Origin of the sequence: Streptococcus sp. HMSC078H12 (assembly GCF_001814615.1) — a bacterium.
Taxonomy (GTDB): Bacteria; Bacillota; Bacilli; order Lactobacillales; family Streptococcaceae; genus Streptococcus; species Streptococcus salivarius_F.
This window is the reverse complement of record NZ_KV817320.1, coordinates 177,096-197,080: the sequence shown is the minus strand read 5'-3', so window position 1 is coordinate 197,080 and position 19,985 is coordinate 177,096. Positions and strand designations below refer to the sequence as shown.

The 19,985-nt window shown below is 40.4% G+C and carries 21 protein-coding genes and 1 riboswitch; of the genes, 7 read left to right on the top strand and 14 right to left on the bottom strand.

The window, feature by feature from the left end; genetic code table 11:
- The first annotated feature begins 64 nt into the window (after window positions 1–64).
- The 3 genes from HMPREF2979_RS05310 to HMPREF2979_RS05300 are packed head-to-tail and all read left to right on the top strand — an operon-like array spanning window position 65 to window position 2,087.
- The gene (locus HMPREF2979_RS05310; RefSeq protein WP_070655507.1) at window positions 65–1,000 is read left to right on the top strand and encodes a polysaccharide deacetylase family protein; all 936 of its coding nucleotides are present in this window, start codon (window positions 65–67) and stop codon (window positions 998–1,000) included.
- 49 nt (window positions 1,001–1,049) lie between these two features.
- Window positions 1,050–1,814: a tRNA1(Val) (adenine(37)-N6)-methyltransferase gene (locus HMPREF2979_RS05305; RefSeq protein ID WP_070655505.1), complete on the top strand. Its 765-nt coding sequence runs from the start codon at window positions 1,050–1,052 to the stop codon at window positions 1,812–1,814.
- Window positions 1,815–1,817: 3 nt separating this feature from the next.
- Window positions 1,818–2,087 (top strand): GIY-YIG nuclease family protein, encoded by a 270-nt coding sequence (locus tag HMPREF2979_RS05300; protein ID WP_070655504.1) that lies wholly within the window; start codon window positions 1,818–1,820, stop codon window positions 2,085–2,087.
- 73 nt (window positions 2,088–2,160) lie between these two features.
- Here the strand turns inward: HMPREF2979_RS05300 and HMPREF2979_RS05295 are convergent, their stop codons facing one another.
- The 6 genes from HMPREF2979_RS05295 to HMPREF2979_RS05270 form a co-directional block, all read right to left on the bottom strand.
- On the bottom strand, window positions 2,161–2,556 hold the full coding sequence (locus tag HMPREF2979_RS05295) for an SMI1/KNR4 family protein (RefSeq protein WP_049528615.1): 396 nt from the start codon (window positions 2,554–2,556) through the stop codon (window positions 2,161–2,163).
- Window positions 2,556–3,722 (bottom strand): HNH/ENDO VII family nuclease, encoded by a 1,167-nt coding sequence (locus HMPREF2979_RS05290; RefSeq protein ID WP_070655502.1) that lies wholly within the window; start codon window positions 3,720–3,722, stop codon window positions 2,556–2,558. The genes HMPREF2979_RS05295 and HMPREF2979_RS05290 overlap by 1 nt, the downstream gene beginning before the upstream one ends.
- A gap of 16 nt (window positions 3,723–3,738) precedes the next feature.
- Entirely contained in the window at window positions 3,739–4,665 is a 927-nt protein-coding gene (locus tag HMPREF2979_RS05285; RefSeq protein ID WP_070655500.1) for a hypothetical protein, read from the bottom strand.
- Window positions 4,666–4,808: 143 nt separating this feature from the next.
- Window positions 4,809–6,395, bottom strand: coding sequence for a degradosome RNA helicase CshA (locus tag HMPREF2979_RS05280; protein ID WP_070655498.1), 1,587 nt, complete (start codon window positions 6,393–6,395; stop codon window positions 4,809–4,811).
- A 194-nt stretch (window positions 6,396–6,589) separates the two neighbouring features.
- Window positions 6,590–7,495 (bottom strand): magnesium transporter CorA family protein, encoded by a 906-nt coding sequence (locus HMPREF2979_RS05275; protein WP_037599204.1) that lies wholly within the window; start codon window positions 7,493–7,495, stop codon window positions 6,590–6,592.
- A 12-nt stretch (window positions 7,496–7,507) separates the two neighbouring features.
- A complete protein-coding gene (locus HMPREF2979_RS05270) occupies window positions 7,508–7,888 on the bottom strand; it encodes a PH domain-containing protein (RefSeq protein ID WP_002891573.1) in 381 nt (126 codons plus the stop codon).
- Window positions 7,889–7,991: 103 nt separating this feature from the next.
- A riboswitch (TPP riboswitch) is annotated at window positions 7,992–8,110 on the top strand.
- Window positions 8,111–8,190: 80 nt separating this feature from the next.
- Between HMPREF2979_RS05270 and thiT the strand changes: the two genes are divergently transcribed.
- Window positions 8,191–8,766: an energy-coupled thiamine transporter ThiT gene (gene thiT / locus HMPREF2979_RS05265; RefSeq protein ID WP_070655496.1), complete on the top strand. Its 576-nt coding sequence runs from the start codon at window positions 8,191–8,193 to the stop codon at window positions 8,764–8,766.
- A 288-nt stretch (window positions 8,767–9,054) separates the two neighbouring features.
- Here the strand turns inward: thiT and HMPREF2979_RS05260 are convergent, their stop codons facing one another.
- The 3 genes from HMPREF2979_RS05260 to murF all read right to left on the bottom strand — a co-directional run bounded on the left by HMPREF2979_RS05260 (window position 9,055) and on the right by murF (window position 13,088).
- Window positions 9,055–10,599, bottom strand: a complete 1,545-nt coding sequence (locus HMPREF2979_RS05260; RefSeq protein WP_002884210.1) for a peptide chain release factor 3 — start codon at window positions 10,597–10,599, stop codon at window positions 9,055–9,057.
- A gap of 360 nt (window positions 10,600–10,959) precedes the next feature.
- Entirely contained in the window at window positions 10,960–11,625 is a 666-nt protein-coding gene (locus HMPREF2979_RS05255) for a YwaF family protein (RefSeq protein ID WP_070655494.1), read from the bottom strand.
- An 89-nt stretch (window positions 11,626–11,714) separates the two neighbouring features.
- Window positions 11,715–13,088 carry a UDP-N-acetylmuramoyl-tripeptide--D-alanyl-D-alanine ligase gene (gene murF, locus HMPREF2979_RS05250; protein ID WP_070655492.1) on the bottom strand — a complete coding sequence of 458 codons (1,374 nt, stop codon included), beginning with the start codon at window positions 13,086–13,088 and terminating at the stop codon, window positions 11,715–11,717.
- Between the two features lie 142 nt (window positions 13,089–13,230).
- Here murF and HMPREF2979_RS05245 point away from each other — a divergent pair, with 142 nt between their 5' ends.
- The 3 genes from HMPREF2979_RS05245 (at window position 13,231) to HMPREF2979_RS05235 (ending at window position 15,275) form a co-directional block, all read left to right on the top strand.
- Window positions 13,231–13,926 carry a hypothetical protein gene (locus tag HMPREF2979_RS05245; RefSeq protein WP_261787293.1) on the top strand — a complete coding sequence of 232 codons (696 nt, stop codon included), beginning with the start codon at window positions 13,231–13,233 and terminating at the stop codon, window positions 13,924–13,926.
- Window positions 13,895–14,620, top strand: a complete 726-nt coding sequence (locus tag HMPREF2979_RS05240) for a hypothetical protein (protein ID WP_070655490.1) — start codon at window positions 13,895–13,897, stop codon at window positions 14,618–14,620. The genes HMPREF2979_RS05245 and HMPREF2979_RS05240 overlap by 32 nt, the downstream gene beginning before the upstream one ends.
- 139 nt (window positions 14,621–14,759) lie before the next feature.
- Window positions 14,760–15,275: a hypothetical protein gene (locus HMPREF2979_RS05235; protein ID WP_398584219.1), complete on the top strand. Its 516-nt coding sequence runs from the start codon at window positions 14,760–14,762 to the stop codon at window positions 15,273–15,275.
- 118 nt (window positions 15,276–15,393) lie between these two features.
- Here the strand turns inward: HMPREF2979_RS05235 and HMPREF2979_RS05230 are convergent, their stop codons facing one another.
- The 5 genes from HMPREF2979_RS05230 to HMPREF2979_RS05210 all read right to left on the bottom strand — a co-directional run bounded on the left by HMPREF2979_RS05230 (window position 15,394) and on the right by HMPREF2979_RS05210 (window position 19,969).
- Window positions 15,394–16,248 (bottom strand): cysteine ABC transporter substrate-binding protein, encoded by an 855-nt coding sequence (locus tag HMPREF2979_RS05230; RefSeq protein WP_002884332.1) that lies wholly within the window; start codon window positions 16,246–16,248, stop codon window positions 15,394–15,396.
- 42 nt (window positions 16,249–16,290) lie between these two features.
- Window positions 16,291–17,049 carry an amino acid ABC transporter ATP-binding protein gene (locus HMPREF2979_RS05225; RefSeq protein WP_014632733.1) on the bottom strand — a complete coding sequence of 253 codons (759 nt, stop codon included), beginning with the start codon at window positions 17,047–17,049 and terminating at the stop codon, window positions 16,291–16,293.
- A 1-nt stretch (window position 17,050) separates the two neighbouring features.
- Complete coding sequence (locus tag HMPREF2979_RS05220; protein WP_014632732.1) at window positions 17,051–17,728, bottom strand: amino acid ABC transporter permease; 678 nt, start codon at window positions 17,726–17,728, stop codon at window positions 17,051–17,053.
- The gene (locus HMPREF2979_RS05215; RefSeq protein ID WP_002884251.1) at window positions 17,688–18,368 is read right to left on the bottom strand and encodes an amino acid ABC transporter permease; all 681 of its coding nucleotides are present in this window, start codon (window positions 18,366–18,368) and stop codon (window positions 17,688–17,690) included. Before HMPREF2979_RS05215 ends, HMPREF2979_RS05220 begins: the two co-directional genes overlap by 41 nt.
- Before the next feature lie 554 nt (window positions 18,369–18,922).
- The gene (locus HMPREF2979_RS05210) at window positions 18,923–19,969 is read right to left on the bottom strand and encodes a D-alanine--D-alanine ligase (protein ID WP_048674672.1); all 1,047 of its coding nucleotides are present in this window, start codon (window positions 19,967–19,969) and stop codon (window positions 18,923–18,925) included.
- Window positions 19,970–19,985 lie beyond the last annotated feature (16 nt).

The following is a 19,985-nucleotide window of genomic DNA, read 5'->3' as shown; positions in this document are numbered from 1 at the left end:
ATTTCTTTGTAAAACAATTGAAAATGTTGTGGCACTTTCTAATATATTGAGCTATAATGTAACTATGAAAAAATGTATTGAGATTATAGGGAAAAACAGGAAGGCACTTAATCTATGCCTCATTATTGCTAACCTAGCCGTACTGGCTATTCTAGGCTTTGCCTTGTCACAACGCCACAGCTCTAAAGCTGAACAAGTAGCCAAGGCTGAAAAGACTGAACAAGTCGCTAATAGCACAAGCTCATCTTCAGAAAAAGCTAAAGAAGATGATAAAACACAACTCAAAAAAGGTAGTAACCATAGCATTGAAGCCTCTGACTATGCCTACGACGTTACTGCTGTTAATAACACTATCCGTGGTGTATCTCAAGATGTTGACGGTAAGGTTGTCTTTTTAACCTTCGATGACGGAATTGATCCAACACTGACCCCACAAGTCATGAGTATCTTGAAAGAATACGGTGTTCATGCCACATTCTTCCACATTGGGAATACTATTACTCAAGAAAACGCGGACATCCTCAAACGTCAAATTACAGAAGGGCACGCTATTGCTAACCATAGCCTTAGCCACAACTTTAACCTACTTTATCCTGGGCGCGTTCCAAATCAAAGTCAAATTGTTTCTGAGGTTAACCAAACCAATGCCAATTTCCAAGCTATCTTAGGCAAGGACTTCAAGACAAGAATTTTCCGTTATCCTGGTGGTCATATGTCATGGCAAGGTCTAGAAAGTACTGACCATGCTCTCGCCAAGGAAGATATCCAGTGGATTGACTGGAACATGCTCTGTGGAGATGCAGAACCACTCTCTGTTCGTCCAACCACATCTGAAAGCATGATGGCTTATATGGACGGTTCACAGAAATATTTCCCTGAAACTACTGTTAAAGTTGTACTAATGCACGATACAGCTGGTAAGGAGCTGACTGTTCAGACCCTTCCACAAATTATCGAATATTTCAAAAATCAAGGATATACCTTCGGTGTCCTAGAGTAATCACTCGCAACAGTTCCTTTGGGAGCTGTTTTTTGTTACAATAAAAACTATGACAAATCCAATTTTAAAAGATGGAGAACGCATTGACCAGCTCTTCTCCACAGATGTGAAAATCATTCAAAATAAGGAGGTCTTCAGCTACTCTATTGATAGCGTCCTCCTCTCTCGGTTTCCAAAAATTCCAAAGAAGGGATTAATCGTCGACCTCTGTTCGGGAAATGGTGCCGTTGGCCTCTTTGCCAGCACACGCACCGAGGCACCGATTACCTTGGTTGAGTTGCAAGAACGTCTGGCTGATATGGCCAAGCGTTCCGTCACTCTCAACCAACTAGAGAATCAGGTGACTGTTGTCAATGACGACCTGAAAAATTTGCTTGACCATGCGCCGCGATCTCAAGTAGACCTTATTCTCTGTAACCCACCTTACTTTAAGGCGACAGAAACGTCCAAGAAGAATCTGTCAGAGCACTACCTCCTGGCCCGTCACGAAATCACGACCAATCTGGAGGAAATTTGTCAGGTCGCACGTCATGCCCTAAAATCCAATGGACGCATTGCCATGGTGCATCGCCCTGACCGCTTTTTGGATATCATTGACACCATGCGCCAATATAATCTAGCACCTAAACGCATCCAGTTTATCTATCCTAAGATGGGACGTGAGGCTAATATGCTCCTGATTGAAGCCATTAAAGACGGCTCGACAGATGGCTTGAAAATCCTTCCACCTCTCTTTGTGCATAAGGAAAATGGTGATTATACTGACGAAATCTTTGAGATTTACTTTGGAAAAAAGACTGAGGGTGAGTCCTAGACGATGATAGAAAAGAATAGCAAGGCCTACATGTATGTGGTTGAGTGTGCCGATGGCAGCCTCTATACAGGCTATACCACAGACGTCGAACGCCGCCTCAAAACCCATAACGCAGGCAAAGGCGCCAAGTACACCAGAGCCCGCCTACCAGTTAAACTCCTCTACTCAGAAGCCTTCGCCAGCAAACCAGAAGCCATGAGCGCCGAAGCACTCTTTAAGAAAAAAAGCCGAGAAAAAAAACTAGCTTATATCAAAGAACACACGGAAAAATAACCGTGTGTTTTTTTGATATAGGAAAAATCATCATGCTATCACTTTTACTATCTCTCACCACATTACTGAAGAATTAATAATCAAATAGAAACTCTATTAGTGAATCACAAATTTTAACAGGTTCTAAACCAACTGCTGACTGAAAAATCTGACCTTTTTCATTTTGCCAAACCACTATTGTATCAATTCCTGTATCTTCAATCACATAAAGATTATGTGGAATTAATGGATTTTCTTTCCATAATTCTTTGGTTATATTTACAACATTTGTCCTATCATCTCCAATTAATCCTGTCAATTCATGACCATCGTAAGCCAAAATACCAAAATGTTCTAGATAATCAATGTAATCTAAAGAAAATGTTAGTTCCAGCATTTTCGCCGCTTCCTTAACCTTACTTATTGATACACCTTGCCCATGAATCACTTCACTGTTATTTTTTAATATTTCAATCAAATTACTCGACATTATGCAGACCCTTTATAGATTTCTCCGATAGCTTTCCAAATAGATTTTTTCTCGTTCTTCCATTTATTATCTTCAAGAGCTTTATGCACTCCCTTTTCTATTTTAGAATTGTGAAGTATTTTATTATTCTCTCCTAATCGATGTTGTTCTCTAGTTAATATCGCTAAAGGTGAATTTGTACTTTGACCAATATGATGTAGTTCAAACGGAGTACCAGTTTTATCTACAGGGGAAGCCCCCTTCAATATTCTCTCAAGATTAGTCACCGTTTTTCCACCTAACTTACTCTTAATTGTTAAATCTATCGGTTGTGCAAGTATAATTCGACCGTTAATCACCTGTACTTTTAATCCTGCTGCTTCATATAGTTTATATTCATCCATGCTGGATATATTTTTGATTACTTCCAAAGGCCAGTTAGTTTTTTTCTGAATAATTGCAGCCTCATTCATAGTTAGACCTTTTAGTGTTGCACCCTTTAAAACTTTAAATTTGCTAAAGCCACCACCAACACTACCTGCAATGGCCCCCCACTTGAATCCCTTACTACCTTCACTAGCTGCTGCTTTAAGCGCCTTTTCACTATCGTTTGTTTTTACAGCTTCAATCACACCAGCAGTTAATGCGGACATCGTACCAGTAGATAGAGCCGAAACTGCTCCTGTCTTAGCAGCTGTCATTAAAATAACACTTATCGCAGGTGCTGTTCCCGCTGTCAGAGATGATACGGTAATACATGTAATTATTACGCCAGAACCCACAGCCACATTTTTTAAAGCTTTATCGTAAGTATCATCATACTTTTCAAATTCTTTAACCTTGGTTGAATTTACTTTTTTATCATAAGTAAAGACATATTTTTTTCCACCAAATTCCTTATCCAACTCTTCAGAGGTGTATCCAAAGTAAATATTCTTTTTTGAATTATATTCTAAATCTTCTACATACTCTTCAGAGACATAAGTCGAATTTACATTTTCAATAAAGTAATCATCTCCTAGCTCTTTTACAAGCTCATCATACAATCGACTTTGTTGGGTTTCTGAAGAATTTTCTGTAAAAATCATCCTATTTTTCTTTTGTTCACTATAAAAAAGACTAAATGCAGTTGATCCTAAAGCAAAAAGTAAGATAAATACCCCAACTATTGATAGAATTTTTTTCATAAATGACTCCTAGTATCTAAGAATGTTTTTTCTCATTAACATATATAATTTTAGTTACTGATTCAGAGGTCGCTTCGTTACTAAAAGTGATAGTATATTTACCGTTTTTAGTATACTTTTTACCATCATAAGCAGGTTCTACACCTTTTGAATCCCATTCACCATCATTCCAAATTTCTCGTCTCACCTCTGCTTTTAATGTTTTTGAGTTTGCTAAATCTATTCTAAAACCATCATTCGCTATAGCATTATTAGATAACTCTGAGTTTGACTTTAAATCAAACAAATATCCCATTGCTTTCGCGTTTAATACTTTAAATTTGAAGCTCATCCGATATCTCTCTGAGTCCCAAGTAATGACTTTTTTAAAAACTTTCGTCCCATCTTTTTTGATTCTATAATCTAGGGCAATTTCATACGTTCCTTCTTCGTTCAAAGTAACGGACATATTCTTAGCATTCTTTGATTTACCAGTTAAAAAATCCGTGTATATTTTAGGAGATTCAGAATTATTGTTTGTCGCGGTATATTTTATAATCAATGCACCTTTTCCAAAATTTGTTTTCTCAGTTTCAAATAATACATCTTGTCCCTTCTTATCCTCAATAATATGCATTTCTTTTTTATTTAACTTATCAATATTTTGTAACAAATTAAATTTCAGAATAAGATTATCTCCCGTAGTCTTATAAAAAACCGGTATGTCACCATCTGTTTGACTAGAGAAACCAGAGACTTCAAATTTACCTAAATTCCAACCATAGTGTAAGTCCTTCTTATTTATTTTATTCTGTTTCTCATATCCCTCACCAGCATTAAATAATGTCAGATTTTTATTAGCTGACTGTACATCAAAATAGTATGTATCACCTAAAATTCGGTATGGTTTTAATACTAAAAACATCAAACAGACTGTTAAAAATGCTATAAACCATTTTTTCATAACTTTCAAATTCTCCTACTCTTGATAGTGCAATTATATCAAATAGAGAATAAGTTATATATATTAATCTTTAAGATTATAAAAATTTAATCACTTAGGCAAATAATAAAAAACGCTCTATTTTCATAGAGCGTTTTCATTGTTTATTTATCACCCTTGTTACGGATAACAAAGCCGTTTTTCTTTTCACTTGAGGTACGGTGTGGGCGTTTGTTGCCACGATTTTCGAAGTCACGACTGTTCTTCTTAGACTTGCGTTTGAAGTCACGACGGCCACCGTCTCGATCATCACGGTTACGATCGCCACGATATCCACCACGACGGTTGTTATCGCGACCACGGTTACCACGGCCACCTTTGCCACCTTTACCACCAAAGCCACCACCTGATGGTTTAAATGGCAATGGTTTTTCACGCGCAATTTCCACTTCTGGCATTGTTTCTGGATCTTGAACGGTCAAGCTCAAGATGTAAAGCGCCAATTCTTCAGGTGTGAATTCTTGAGCCAATTTAACCGCATCGCCTTTGAACTTATCAAAGTTAGCACGGATAGCTTCATCCGCAAAGTCACGTTCAATTTTCTTAAGGGCAACTTTCTTCTTAGCTTGGAAGGCTTCTTGAGCTGTTGGTGGCTTAAGGCCTTTCATACGTTTCTTAGTCAAGTTTTCGATGATTCCCAAGTAACCCATTTCGTTTGGTGCTACAAACGTAATCGATTGACCTGATTGACCTGCACGACCTGTACGTCCAATACGGTGAACATAGCTTTCTGGGTCTTGTGGAATATCGTAGTTGTAGACGTGAGTAACACCTGAAATGTCAAGACCACGCGCCGCAACGTCTGTCGCAACCAAGATATCGATTTGGTCGTTCTTGAAGTCACGAATAACACGAAGACGTTTGTTTTGGTCAAGGTCACCGTGGATACCTTCTGCACGGAAACCACGAAGTTTCAAACCACGTGTCAATTCGTCCACACGACGTTTGGTACGTCCAAAGACGATTGACAATTCAGGTTGATCAACATCCATAAGACGAGTCATGGTATCAAACTTCTCTTGTTCCTTCACCCGGATAAAGTATTGGTCAACGTTAACATTGGTCAATTCTTTAGCCTTGATCTTCACATGCTCAGGGTCTTTCATGAACTGCACACCAATTCGTTTGATGGCATCAGGCATAGTTGCTGAGAAAAGGAGAGTTTGACGTTCTTCTGGCACTCGGCTAATGATAGCTTCAATGTCTTCAAGGAAGCCCATGTTAAGCATTTCATCCGCTTCATCCAAAATCAAAGTCTCGATGTTATTGAGTTTAAGAGCCTTACGTTTGATAAGGTCAAGGAGACGACCTGGTGTCCCTACAACGATGTGGGCACCTGAACGGAGGGCCTTGATTTGTTTTTCAATGCTAGAACCACCGTAGACTGAGCGAACTTTAACGCCTTTGTCACGACCAAAACGGAAAAGCTCTTCTTGAGATTGCACTGCCAACTCACGTGTTGGGGCAATAACAAGGGCTTGGATTGTATTTTCTTCTGTACGAATTTTATCTAGGGTAGGCAAACCAAAGGCAGCTGTTTTACCAGTACCAGTTTGGGCCTGACCGATAACATCCTTACCTTCAAGAGCGAGTGGAATTGTCAACTCTTGGATAGGTGATGGTTTTTCAAAACCGGCAGCTACAACAGCTGATTGGATGTCTTCTGATAGGTTTAAATCTGTAAATTTCAAAGTATTCTTCTTTCTATTTGAAGGCGGTGCGAAGCCACCTTATGAGACTTGGTTGTGTAGTAGATTAACTACCTGTATTTAATAGTCGTTTATTTTAACAACTCATCTAGTCTATCATATTTAGAAATAAAAAGACAGAAAATAACGTTTTAAAACAGCCTTCAATTTGAGAAGACGGTTTCACTCACTAATTATTATTTATGGACCAACCAACGAAGGTGGCGGGCCAAGACCAAACAAAGAATCACACTACCGATAATGATGAAAATCCAGGCTGGACTAACCGTCATAAACGGTAAAGGAACATTCATCCCAAAGAAACCGGTAATGACGGCGAGCACTCCCAAGAGTACCTCAATAATGGTCAAATTACTCAAGTTGTTGTTCAGATTATTGTTTAGGATATTATTATAAGAACCTGATAATTGCTGTAAGACCTTAGAAATGAGGTCCGTCATGGCTACTAACTGTCTAGCTTCAATCATAGCATCATCAAACTGTTCTTTTTCGACCTCGTTGAGACGACGATAAATGGCGTGCCCCTTGATGTGCTCCAAAAGAAGACGGTTTTGTGTAGCGGCAGCCACCAAATAAACCATGCCTATTTCCAAATCTGAAAGATCGTAAAGATTCTTACTCGTCGTTGTCTGTCTTAGGCGTCGACTAACCTCATCTTTTTGCTGATCCAAACATTCAATGACGGGATAGTAGGCATTTGAAATCATCTCAAGTCCTGCAAAGAGCAATTTGTAGATAGACAAATCCTCATGGTTATCCACATAATCTTGCATCTTGCTTATCACATAAGCGTTATCCTCGTTACTAATGGTCACCAAACGCGTATCTTGAACAATAAAGGTCAGAGGAATGGTTTCATAGTATTCCTTGTCCTTTTCAAGCGCCAGAACGTTATAGATAAAGGTGATTGTCCCATTCTCACGATTGTAGTCCATGTGAGCTCGTTCATTTTTATCCAAAGCATACTCTATGGTTTCCTGATCAATATCATACTTGGTATAAAGATAGGATTGCTCAGAAATAATATCTGAGTCGATATTAATCCAGTGACGCTTATAACCCAGTTCTTTTTCAATAAACATTTTTCTTCCTCATTATTCCAGCACTGCTGCTGCCAAAGCTTGTTGGATTTCAAAGACATTATTATCACTCTTAAATTGAAGGACCTCTGCAGGCTCAAGTGCTGATGAAATCCAAATCTTAAGTTCAGCATCTAGGTCAAAGTGGCCCGAGCTCTCTACAGTGAAACGAGAGATTGAGTGATAAGGGATAGACTTGTAAGAAGTCTTCTTCCCTGTAACACCTTGTTTATCGACTAAAATCAAGCGCTTCTCTGTAAAGACAATCAAGTCACGAACAAGGGCATAGGCTAACTCCACCTGTTCACCTGGAATTAAGATGCCCTCCAATTGACGCTCAACCTTATCATTATCTTTTTTAGATGCATTGCCAAGCAGTCCTGAAAAAAGTCCCATAGTTATTTCTCCTTTTTTATTGTAAAGATAATCCTTGCTTTAACTATACCACAATTTTAGGATTTCAGACACTTGCAGAAATGGGTTTCTGGTAGTACAATTAAGGAGTCACAAGAGGAGCAATTGCTGAGAATGGCTAGCTTGAATTTTTTTCAAGACTTGCCTAAACTCTTACCACCTGATCAGGTTAAGACCTGCGTAGGGATGTGTCTCAAAATAGATTGAAATAGAAGAACTTCTATGACAACGTTTTGATGTGGCAAAAATAGCCAATCAAGACGATTGGTATAGGAGGTTTTTTTATGTCGAAAACAAGTATTCGACCAATGATTGAGGTTGCCCTTTTTGCAACTATTGCTTACATTCTCGACTTGGTTACTCAACCCATGTCCATAGGTCCTTGGATTTCCCTTTCCTTTAAGATGGTGCCCATCTTTCTCCTCAGTTTTCGCTGGGGCTTAAAAGCTGGTGCTATGGGCGGTCTTATCTGGGGGCTACTTCAAGTTGTTACAGGGCAAGCCGCCGGTGGTTGGCTGACCTTGACACAAGGTTTTCTGGAGTACTTTGTCGCCTTTAGTCTGATTGGTATCAGTGGTGTGGTCAAACCAGCCCTTGATAAAGCCATTAAACAAGACAATAAAGTCAAGTCTCTGATGCTTATCACTTGGGGGATTCTGCTTGGTAGCTTTGCTCGTTACCTCATTCACTTTATAGCCGGTGTCATCTTTTGGGGAAGCTATGCCCCTAAGGGACAAAGCCCTTATCTCTATTCACTCATTGTCAATAGCTCATCTTTCCTAGGAGAAACATTGGCCAGCCTCATTGTTTTCTTCGCTCTACAACGATTCCTAGGCAGATTACTCAATACGGAAAAATAAAAGAAACCATAAGACAGTCTTAATTGACAGTCCTATGGTTTTTCATGTTTTTATGAGATATTACGACACGAAGTCAGATGAATCCATATTATTCGTCTGACATAGTTAGTGAGACGGCTAGCTAGCGTCAAAAGATGAACGATTTACATAAACTATACATAGTATTACGACATGAGAAAACGGAAACGATTATTTTCCGTTTTCGAGTTAGTAAGAGACTTAGCCACTGTCCCATAGGACGTGGCGTAGATTGCTTAGGCTATGAAATAGCCAAGCAAGCTTAGTACATTACATCTTCTCTTCCAACGTTACATCTGGATATTTGTCCGCAAACCAACGGAGGGCAAAGTCATTTTCAAAGAGGAAGACTGGTTGGTCAAAGCGGTCTTTGGCCAAGATGTTTCGGCTTGATGACATGCGTTCGTCAAGGTCCTCAGGTTGAATCCAACGCACAGTCTTTTTACCCATTGGTGTCATAACGACTTCGGCATTGTATTCATTTTCCATACGGTGTTTGAAGACTTCAAATTGAAGTTGACCAACGGCACCAAGCATGTATTCACCTGTTTGGTAATTGGTGTAGAGCTGGATGGCTCCTTCTTGCACCAATTGTTCAATTCCTTTATGGAAGGACTTCTGCTTCATGACGTTTTTAGCAGAGACTTTCATGAATAACTCGGGCGTAAAGGTTGGTAGTGGCTCAAATTCAAATTTGTTTTTACCTACAGTAAGGGTATCACCAACCTGATAAGTTCCTGTATCGTAAACCCCGATAATATCTCCAGCCACGGCATTTTCGACATTTTCACGGGATTCGGCCATGAACTGAGTGACGTTGGAGAGCTTAGCTCCTTTACCAGTACGTGTTAGATTAACACTCATACCACGCTCGAATTCACCAGACACGATACGAACAAAGGCAATACGGTCACGGTGACGTGGGTCCATGTTGGCTTGGATTTTGAAAACAAAACCAGAGAAATCCTTGTTGAGAGGATCAATCTCATCGCCATCCACTGTCTTGTGACCATGTGGTTCTGGCGCAAATTTGAGGAAAGTATCGAGGAAGGTTTGAACCCCAAAGTTAGTAAGGGCAGAACCGAAGAAGACCGGTGTCAATTCACCAGCTAAAATAGCTTCCTCAGAGAATTCATTACCCGCTTCTGTCAAGAGTTCAATATCTTCTTTAGCTTGCTCATAGAATGGGTTGTTGGCAAAAAGAGTATCACCATCTTCAATCTTGGCAAAGCGCTCGTCACCTTTGTAAAGCTCCAAGCGTTCGTTATAGAGGTCATAAAGTCCTTCGAAGGCTTTACCCATACCGATAGGCCAGTTCATTGGGTAGCTGGCAATACCAAGCACTTCTTCCAACTCTTCCAAGAGGTCAAGTGGCTCACGTCCATCACGGTCCAATTTGTTCATGAAGGTGAAGACAGGAATCCCACGGTGTTTGACAACTTCGAAAAGTTTTTTGGTTTGGGCCTCGATACCTTTGGCTGAGTCAACAACCATGACGGCAGCATCAACCGCCATAAGGGTACGGTAGGTATCTTCTGAGAAGTCTTCGTGCCCTGGGGTATCAAGGATATTGACACGTTTACCCGCATAGTCAAACTGCATCACAGATGAAGTTACTGAGATACCACGTTGTTTCTCAATATCCATCCAGTCTGATTTGGCAAAGTTTCCGGTTTTCTTACCTTTTACGGTACCAGCTTCACGGATTTCACCCCCAAAGTAAAGCAATTGTTCAGTGATTGTTGTTTTACCAGCATCGGGGTGAGAGATGATGGCAAAAGTACGGCGTTTTTTGATTTCGTCTTGAATGCTCATAGTTTTCTTTCTTTTTTAAAAATAATCTTTTTGTTACTTTTCCTTAGTGGTATGGATGTCAGCAGCTTCTTTGTAAATCTCAAAAATCACATGTCCCAGAGCTACTAATAGCAATAGGGTTTTTACCAGAACGAAAAGCAAGATCGTTGTAGCACTTCTTTCAGAAAATTTCTGTCTTTTGAAAGCTACATTTGTTGTCAAGGCTTGCGATAATTCTCGCAGGCACAGCTCTTTTATTATATCCAAATTACAGTGTGAAAGCAATTCTGAAAGCGTTTTGTGTTAGAATAAAACTAGAATAAAACAAATAAATTGACAAAGCACGCTATCAACTTTCTGATAGCGTGTTTCTTCATTTATTTAATATTTCTCTTCAAAATGCTCCAGACCTTTTTTCATGATTATCATGAGAATAATCAGAGCTCCTGAAACAGCAAGGTATTTGACAAGTAAGGGAGTTCCCATAATAAATGGTGTGTGTTTAAGCATGCCATAGTTTCCACCGATGGTCTGGTTAACTATTACCAAAGCTAGATTTAGTAATAAGGTAGCCACCACAATCAGCCGCTTGCTGACGGGATGGATTTTATAACTGTTAAAAATGACATTGAGGCTATTGACCAGTAGGGCATAGTGACCAATTAGGAAAGAAAAGCCTGTGATATGTGGAAACTCATAGGGATCAAATACTGGATAAATCAATGCACAGTAAGTCCCGACAACTCCCATAATAGCGAAATAGCTCTTTATTCTACTATTTTTCAGGAGGAGAACAGCAAACATGGCCATGCGGCAATGGTAAAGGGGCAGACTAATGTAAAGTGGAAAGCCCTGCCAGAGGTACCAGGTATAAAGGGCAAAGAGTTGAATGGCTTGGAAAGTGAGAAAGGTCCAACGCCATATCTTATTCTTATACCAACGCCAACTCAAGTAACTCAGAAGTACCATCGCCAAAAGCATAAGCAAATAATAGGGCAAAGGTATCTGAGGTGGATGAGTTTGGGTGGTTGTCAAAAAATTCTTCATTCTCTTCTCCTGCTGAAATTACTATGCCTGCTATTATATCAAATTTCAGGGTAAAGCAAAAACCTGCTTTAGAGAGCAGGTTAGAGAACTTAATTCTTAGCTTGTAATTCTTCCACGACCTTAGCTAGGTTCATAGAGTTAGAGCCCTTGAGCAAGATTTGATCGTGCTCACCTAGGCTTTCTTTGATTTGCTTAACCATAGCGTCAAATTGGTCTTCGTCAGCTGTTTTCTTGAAATAATAAACATGACCAAGAGGGAACATTTGGCTAGCAAGTTGTGACAATTCTGCAATGTCTTCACCGTAGAAAATCACCGTATCAATAGCATCTGGTGTCAGACTTAGTATCATCTGCGTGTGAAGTTGCACGGACTGTTCACCGAGTTCTTTCATATCGGCTAAGACAGCGATTTTCTTGCCTCCTTCATTCTTAGGAATGGCTGAGAAGGTCTCCAAAATGAGCTTCATGGCTGTTGGATTGGCATTATAGACATCTGAAAGGATGTCGGCACCGTTAGCTGCTTTTTTCCATTCAGTACGGTTCTTTGTAAGCTGCAAGTTAGCAAGAGCTGAGAGGATATTTTCCTCAGTTACACCCAAGTGTTTTGCGACATAGGCAGCAACCATGGCATTTGTGGCATTGTATTTTCCAGTGACTGGCAAAGTAACTTGTCCGTCTAGGAAGTTTGTTGAGAAGGTGAGGTGGTCTTTGAACTCTGTCAACTCAGAGACCGTAAGCTCCGCACCATCCCCAAAGCGTACCACTTCAAGATTGCTTGGCAAGAATGGATCGACGATAGGATCACTAGGTACCAGCAAGAGGCTACCATCAGGCATACCGTCTTGCATTTGCATTTTACCTTGAGCAATCTTGTCACGGCTACCAAAGAATTCCAAATGAGCCTCTCCGATTAAGGTAACAACAGCTGTTTTTGGCTTCGCCAAGGTTGACAAGAGGTGAATGTCTCCCATGTGGTCTTGCCCCATCTCAAGGACGATTTTCTCCGTATCATCAGGCATGTGTAGGGCAGTATAAGGAAGACCAATCTCATTGTTGTAATTACCTTGGGTCTTGTAAGTACGATAGGTTGTGGCCAAGATATCATAAATCATGTCCTTGGTCGTTGTCTTACCGTTAGAACCAGTCACCGCAACAACGTCAACACCGGTCTTTTCAAGATAGTAGGCAGCTAGTTTTTGGAAGGCTTCAAGAGCATCATCGACTAGGATATGGGCTTGATCAGCCGATAATTCTTTTTCTGTGAATGTCGCTAGAGCACCATTGTCAAAGGCTGTTGGGATAAAATCATGTCCATCACGTGCACCTTTTAGTGGTAAAAAGAGGTCTCCCGCTGTAATCTTACGGCTATCAAACTCAATCTGGTTAATGGCAACATCTTCATAGGCTGTGACATCATTTTTAGCGCCAACAACCTTGGCAATTTCATGGAGTGTCAGTTTCATCTTAAAATCCTCTGTTTAATTTTTACAAGTCTGGTAAGAAATAAGATCTTCTTACCTGCAATCACTCCCAATTATATCACAAATCAGGCTAGCTTTTGCTTGGGAGACGAATTTGTTACAATGGTTGATGAAAGGATTAGGCATGACAAAGAAAAAATTAATCAACCTCACTAAAGGAAAGGAAAATATAAATAGCGACTGCCAAAGTATCGAAGAACCTAAAGGATGGCGCCTTAATTGGAGAAAAATCATCCTACTAGAACCAACAGCTGAATTGATTATCTTAGTTCTACTGGCACTACTATGGGGTGGCTTTTATTATCACGATCATTATACAGTCAATAAAGACAACATTTATGGTCTCTGGCAGTCTGATCATCATAAGTTAGCGATTTCCTATAAGCATATTTGGAAACGAGGAAATATCGACTGGCAAGTCGTACAGGATGGTAAGTATATTATCTATGCTGCTAGAACTCGCTCGGTCAAGCGACTTAATGACGGGACTCTTCACATGGAGCTCTACACTGTGGAAGGCTACCTGACGGACCTACCCACCAAGGACGGCTTCAGCTATATGGATTTCTATCTTCGCAAAAACAATTATCTTACCTATGACGGTGAGTCCTACAAGCGTATCAATTCTGGAAACAAGTCCATCACTTGGAAAGATGGTTCCACCAGCCCTTATGGTGAAAGGAAAACAACTATAGATGAGGTTTTTGAAGCCCTCTATTTGATACTTATGGGGATTTGCTCAGTTCTTATCATTAAAGAGGCTCGGCAAAAGAGGAGAGAAAAACTCAATGAGACACCAAACAAACAGAAAATACGCTGACCGAAAGAAACTCAACCGAAAGTATCATTCACAAAAAGCATATCGAAAAGAACAAAAACGCAAAAGGGGATGGCGAGCACGCTGGGATAAATTTACAGACCGTCTAGTCAATGTGTTTATGATATGTTTCTTACTCATGATACCGATTTTCATCGTCCATATGATTTTCTTTGATGATGGGGTTTATAAAGATGGTATCTACGGTTTGTGGCAATCTGAAAATCATAAACTTGCCATATCATATGAAGATGGGTCAAAGGGAAGTAAGCGTGATTGGGATATTGTTCAAGATGGAAATGTCCTCATCAAAAATGCACGTATCGATGATATTAAACGCTTAGAGGATGGGACCCTCTACATTGAAGTTTATGCTAAGGAAAGTCTGTTTTCAGACCTTCCCGCTAAGAACGGCTACAACTATTTGAATATGTATGTCCGTAAAGATAACTACTTGACCTATGATGGCGAATCCTACAAACTGATTGATGATGAAAACAAGAGCATTACCTGGAAGGATGGTTCTACCAGCCCCTATGGTCAACGAATAACCTTGTTTGATCGTCTGGAACCTTATATCGTATTTGGAATTATTGGTTCTATGATTTTGTATGCCATTTTTGTCGATTGGAGAATAAAAAGAAATCTAAAAAGGAAAAATAGGCTAAATGAGGCATCAAATAAAGAAAAAATATAGTGATCAACAGGAAATTGATAGAAAAGATTATTCACAAAATGAATATCGAAGAACACAAAAGTACAAAACTGGATGGCGAGCACGTTGGGGTGAATTCAAAGACCGTTTAGTCAAGATTTTGAGGATTTGTTTTCTATTCATGGTACCTATAGTCACCATCTATCTTAGATGCTTTTATGATGGTATCAGTGAAAATAGTATCTACGGGCTATGGCAGTCTGAAAATCACAAGCTTGCTATTTCCTATAACGAAGGAGGAAAAAGTCGTAAGTACGATTGGGAAATTGTACAAGATGGAAAACTCCTTATCAAAAATGCTCGAACTCAGAAAATTAAAGGTCTTAAAGATGGAACCATCTACATTGAAGTTTACGCCAAGGAAAGTCTGTTCTCAGACCTTCCCACAAAGAACGGCCATAACTATTTGAATATGTATGTACGGAAGGATCATTATTTGACTTATAATGGGGAGTCCTACAAAAGGATTGATGATAGGGACAAAACCATTACTTGGAAAGATGGCTCTACCTCGGTCTATGGTGAACGCAAAACTTTTTTTGATTATATTGAACCATTTCTTTTTTGGGGAATGATGGGAGCCCTTTTCTTGTCATGTATTGTCATTTGTTGGAGAAACATAAAAAGCAAAAAGTGAGAAAAAATCACCCTAAAACAAGTAAAACCACCCCTGCTTCTAGCTGAGCTAGATAGCCACGGGGTGGTTTGTTTTATTCTTATTAAGCAAGACTCGCCTCTTACGAAGGCTGTCAGTCTTATTTCACTTCGCCACCTTCAACCACGAGGTCATCAGCTTTAGCTGCATCACCGTAAGTTGGACGAAGTGTTTTTTCATAATCTTTGTGGAAGAAATTCTCTTTACCAAGTTTCTTAATGTCTTTATTGATAAAGTCAAGGAGTTCTTTGTTACCTTTTTGAACGGCTGGGGCAATGGTATCTGGGTTACCAAGTGATGTGATTCCTACTTCATAACCTTTATTTTCTAGAGCCCAAGCAAGAACTTCTGTATTATCAGTTGAGAAGGCATCGCCACGACCATCAAGGAGGGCTTGGTAAGCATCGCTATATTGGTCATACTTTTGCAATTTGATATTTGGGTAGTTCTTTTCAAAGTAAGTTTCAGCAGTTGTTCCCTTGGTAACAATCAAAGTTTTACCTTCAAGCTCTTTAACGTCCTTAATGACCTTGTCTTTAGGTGACACCACACCGATTGAGACTTTCATGTAAGGAAGGGCAAAGTCCACTTGTTTCTTACGTTCATCAGTTACTGTAAAGTTGGCAAGGGTAATATCTACCTTGTTTGAAATCAAGAATTCTGCACGGTTGGCCGCATCTACTGAGACGTATTTAGGTTTAACACCCAAATCTTTGGCCAAACGGTTACCAAGTTCAATATCGTAACCTTGGTAAGCACCCTTGTTATCTACATAACCGAAAGGTTTCTTGTCCGCAAAGACGGCGATACGGAGTTCACCACTCTTCTTAATTTCTTCGATAGTACGTGCTTTGGCTGTTGATTTACCAGAGCTACTGTTACTTGAGCAAGCAGTCACTGCCACCAAGGCAAAGACGAGGGCTAATAGGGCAAAAATTTTCTTTGTTAATTTCATAAATATCTCCTAAAATATTATATTTTTACTAAAAACAATGGGTTACAAATAGGCACCAAACTGACTAAAATCAAAGACATTGAGGAACTCTTGAGCCCGTTGTGTCTTCGGATGATTGAAGAATTCTTCAGCAGTCCCTTCCTCAGCGATGACTCCCTTATCCATAAAGATAATACGGTCAGCGATGGCACGCGCAAACTGAAGCTCATGGGTGACAATCAACATGGTACGCCCTTCTTGAGCGAGGTCATTAATCAATTCCAGAACTTCACGAACCATCTCAGGGTCAAGCGAAGCTGTCACCTCGTCAAAGAGGATAACTTCAGGATGCATAAGCAGGGAACGGACAATAGCCACACGCTGCTTTTGACCTCCTGACAGTTGTCGTGCGAAGCTATGCTTCTTGTCCAGAAGTCCCACACGGTCCAAAAGTTTCTCAGCCTCCGCAATGACTTCTTCCTTGTTACGTCCTTGAGCTTTGACCGGCCCCAAAATCAGATTTTGCAGGATGTCCAAGTGTGGAAAGAGGTCATAACTTTGAAAGACCATTCCGATTTTCTGACGAATCAAGTGGAAATCCTTCTTACTGCCAGTGATAGACTTGCCATCCAGGAGAATATCGCCTCCTTGAATGGTCTCCAAGCCATTGATGCAACGTAGCAAGGTCGATTTCCCACAACCTGAGGAACCCAGGATAACAACGACTTCACCTTGTTTAACATCCAAGGAGATGCCTTTGAGAATCTCATTGTCCCCAAAGGACTTTCTCAAATCCTTGATTTGTAAAATGCTTTCTGTCATCTTAATTCCTCCAACGATTTTCAAGATAAGTAGACAGCTTAGATACTGGGTAACAAATGGCAAAATAAAGAATCAAAATCGTGCCATAAATCCAGAAAGAAGCTGTTGGAATAGTCAGGCGGTTACTGTCGATAATCTGCTGACCAACCTTGGTCACCTCAACCACGCCAATCAAAACCACCAAGGACGTGGTTTTAATCATACGTGTCACCAGGTTAATAGCCTGAGGCAACAAGCGACGCAAGACCTGTGGAATAATCACATAGGTATAGAGTTGCCCATTGGTCAAGCCAAGGGCCCTTCCGCTCTCAAACTGGTGTTTAGGTAGCGATGTAATTGATCCACGCACCAAATCACCCATCTCAGCCGTTCCCCAAAGGGTAAAGACGATAATAGCCGATAGTTCGCCTGAGATGTTGATGTTAAAATTCCTAGCCAGACCAAAATAAACAATAAAGAGCAAGACCAACTGGGGCATGATACGAATAAATTCCAGATAAATACGTGACAAGAAACGAACAATCTTAGACTTCGAAGTCATGACAATCCCAAAAAGGGTTCCTAGTAAAAGGGACAGAAGAACTGAGACAATGGAAATTCCAATAGTTACGCCTAAACCTTGTAAGATACGTAGGAAATTATTCCCCTGAAGAAGAACCTGAAAGCCCGAATCCTGCATAGCGTAACCTCCTTTCAATCCAACTAAAGACTAGAGAAATCGGCAGCAACATCAAGAGATAAGCCACCACCAACATGCCTAGAGCCACATCGGTTTCGTAGTAAAGACCAATCAAATCCTTGGCCACATACATCAAATCCGCCAAGGCTACCGCTGAGAATACTGACGTTTCCTTGATAAGGAAGATGACGTTAGCACTAAATGACGGAAGCGCCACAGCCACTGCCTGAGGAAGGACCACATAGCGAAAGACTTGGAATGGCGTCAAACCAATAGACAAACCCACTTCATGCTGGGTCTGACTAACAGCCTCTAGACCACTTCGGAAGGACTCCGCCATATAGGAACCACCCAAGAAAATCAAACCTACCACAGCACAAGCCTCTGACGATAGAACCAAACCTATACGAGGCAAGCCAAAGTAGAGAAAGAAGAGCTGAATCAAGAGCGGCGTATTACGAGATAACTCAATATAAGCCGTCGAAAGCTGACTCAAAATCGGCACTCGGTAATGACGAATAACACTCACCACCAAGCCCAAAAGGAAGGAACCAAGAATCCCCAGAACGGCAATATGTAAGGTTAAAAAGAATGCCTTCTGATAAAAGGGCAAATATTGTTGAACAATGGACCAGTCCAAAACTTACCTCCTCATTTAAGATACAAAGGGCGTATAGAATTCCGTAAGCAAATAGGAAACTGACGACGTGTGCTGGCACACTAGGAAGTTTATCTTTTGCTCTAGGAATTTAGCCTGTGTTCAATTCTACAAGATACAAAAGGCGTAGAAAATTCCGTAAAACAAATAGGAAACTGACGACGTGTGCTGGCACACTAGGAAGTTTATCTTTTGCTCTAGGAATTTAGCCTGTGTTCAATTCTACAAGATACAAAAGGCGTGGAAAATTCCGTCAACACTTGCTGACTGCCATCTACTTCTAGCCCTTTGACCTTCACTCGCCTCTGATAATCATTGCGATACGCAAATCTTCATCAAACACGAACGAATTGCTTTATTTCATTTGAAACGTTAGATTTATTCTACCACCTGTTAGATTATTTGGATAATATGTATTTTTTATCGAGGTGATAAAGAAAAGATATAAATAAAATCTAGATTTCTGTAAAGAAAAAAACACCTTAGTCTCAGAGATTTATCCGAGACTAAGATGTCTGTGTTCTAAATCATAGTGCTTAAATCAAATGGCTTTCACGTTTATCAAACATTTCTTGTCCCAAGGCCACCAATTCCTTGATAAGGTCTGAGTAAGAAAGTCCCATATTTTCCCAAAGAAGTGGGTACATTGACCATTGGGTGAAACCTGGCATGGTGTTGAGCTCGTTAAGGTAGATGGCTCCATCCTCTGTCAGGAAGAAATCACAGCGGGCAAGACCACAACCACCGAGAGCACGGAAGGCCTTAGCCGCATAGGCACGCATTTGCGTCATGACTTCTGCAGGCACGTGAGCTGGGATGTCCATGGTAATCTTATTGTCGATGTACTTGGCTTGATAGTCATAAAAAGCCACGTCTTTGACCACTTCACCTGGATCTGTTGTCTTAACATTTGTATTGCCAAGGATACCAACTTCGATTTCTCGGGCAACCACACCTTGCTCAATCAAGATACGGCTATCATATTTGAGTGCTAAATCAATCGCTGCACGAAGCTCTGCTTCATTTTCAGCTTTAGAAATCCCAACAGATGACCCCATGTTAGCAGGTTTGACAAACACTGGGAAGGTTAATTTTTCAAGTGTCTCTGCTACTGCTGCTTCCAAATCTTCACCCTCGATGAAGACTGTGTAGGCAACCTGAGGCACACCAGCAACTTCAAGAATATGCTTGGTCATAATCTTGTCCATAGCCACACTTGAAGAAAGAACATTAGTACCCACGTATGGCAATTTGAGGGTTTCGAGGAAACCTTGGATAGAACCATCCTCACCCATTGGACCATGAAGAACTGGGAATACCACAGCGCCTGCTTCATAAATATCGCTCGGTTTGATAGCCTGACTAGCCACAACTGTGTCATTAGTCATGAGCTTCTCGTCATCACCTGGTGTTTCTGTAAATTCTTGTGTTTTAATAAAATCACCAGACTGAGTGATAAAGTAGGTTTTAACCTCAAATGCGCTGTAATCCACCGCACGCATAACACTCTCAGCTGAGAGTACAGACACTTCACGTTCTGCTGAACGTCCACCGTAGAGAAGGATAAGGATTTGTTTAGACATAGGTATACCGTTTTCT

Bases quoted from the DNA above. Each gene is read 5' to 3' on its own strand.
- HMPREF2979_RS05210 (WP_048674672.1), bottom strand. From the start codon at position 19,969: ATGTCTAAACAAATCCTTATCCTTCTCTACGGTGGACGTTCAGCAGAA.
- HMPREF2979_RS05305 (WP_070655505.1), top strand. From the start codon at position 1,050: ATGACAAATCCAATTTTAAAAGATGGAGAACGCATTGACCAGCTCTTC.
- HMPREF2979_RS05260 (WP_002884210.1), bottom strand. From the start codon at position 10,599: ATGAGCATTCAAGACGAAATCAAAAAACGCCGTACTTTTGCCATCATC.
- HMPREF2979_RS05290 (WP_070655502.1), bottom strand. From the start codon at position 3,722: ATGAAAAAAATTCTATCAATAGTTGGGGTATTTATCTTACTTTTTGCT.
- HMPREF2979_RS05230 (WP_002884332.1), bottom strand. From the start codon at position 16,248: ATGAAATTAACAAAGAAAATTTTTGCCCTATTAGCCCTCGTCTTTGCC.
- HMPREF2979_RS05245 (WP_261787293.1), top strand. From the start codon at position 13,231: ATGACAAAGAAAAAATTAATCAACCTCACTAAAGGAAAGGAAAATATA.
- HMPREF2979_RS05295 (WP_049528615.1), bottom strand. From the start codon at position 2,556: ATGTCGAGTAATTTGATTGAAATATTAAAAAATAACAGTGAAGTGATT.
- HMPREF2979_RS05235 (WP_398584219.1), top strand. From the start codon at position 14,760: ATGGTACCTATAGTCACCATCTATCTTAGATGCTTTTATGATGGTATC.
- murF (WP_070655492.1), bottom strand. From the start codon at position 13,088: ATGAAACTGACACTCCATGAAATTGCCAAGGTTGTTGGCGCTAAAAAT.
- HMPREF2979_RS05255 (WP_070655494.1), bottom strand. From the start codon at position 11,625: ATGAAGAATTTTTTGACAACCACCCAAACTCATCCACCTCAGATACCT.
- HMPREF2979_RS05310 (WP_070655507.1), top strand. From the start codon at position 65: ATGAAAAAATGTATTGAGATTATAGGGAAAAACAGGAAGGCACTTAAT.
- HMPREF2979_RS05270 (WP_002891573.1), bottom strand. From the start codon at position 7,888: ATGGGACTTTTTTCAGGACTGCTTGGCAATGCATCTAAAAAAGATAAT.
- HMPREF2979_RS05225 (WP_014632733.1), bottom strand. From the start codon at position 17,049: ATGACAGAAAGCATTTTACAAATCAAGGATTTGAGAAAGTCCTTTGGG.
- HMPREF2979_RS05285 (WP_070655500.1), bottom strand. From the start codon at position 4,665: ATGAAAAAATGGTTTATAGCATTTTTAACAGTCTGTTTGATGTTTTTA.
- thiT (WP_070655496.1), top strand. From the start codon at position 8,191: ATGTCGAAAACAAGTATTCGACCAATGATTGAGGTTGCCCTTTTTGCA.
- HMPREF2979_RS05300 (WP_070655504.1), top strand. From the start codon at position 1,818: ATGATAGAAAAGAATAGCAAGGCCTACATGTATGTGGTTGAGTGTGCC.
- HMPREF2979_RS05240 (WP_070655490.1), top strand. From the start codon at position 13,895: ATGAGACACCAAACAAACAGAAAATACGCTGACCGAAAGAAACTCAAC.
- HMPREF2979_RS05220 (WP_014632732.1), bottom strand. From the start codon at position 17,728: ATGCAGGATTCGGGCTTTCAGGTTCTTCTTCAGGGGAATAATTTCCTA.
- HMPREF2979_RS05275 (WP_037599204.1), bottom strand. From the start codon at position 7,495: ATGTTTATTGAAAAAGAACTGGGTTATAAGCGTCACTGGATTAATATC.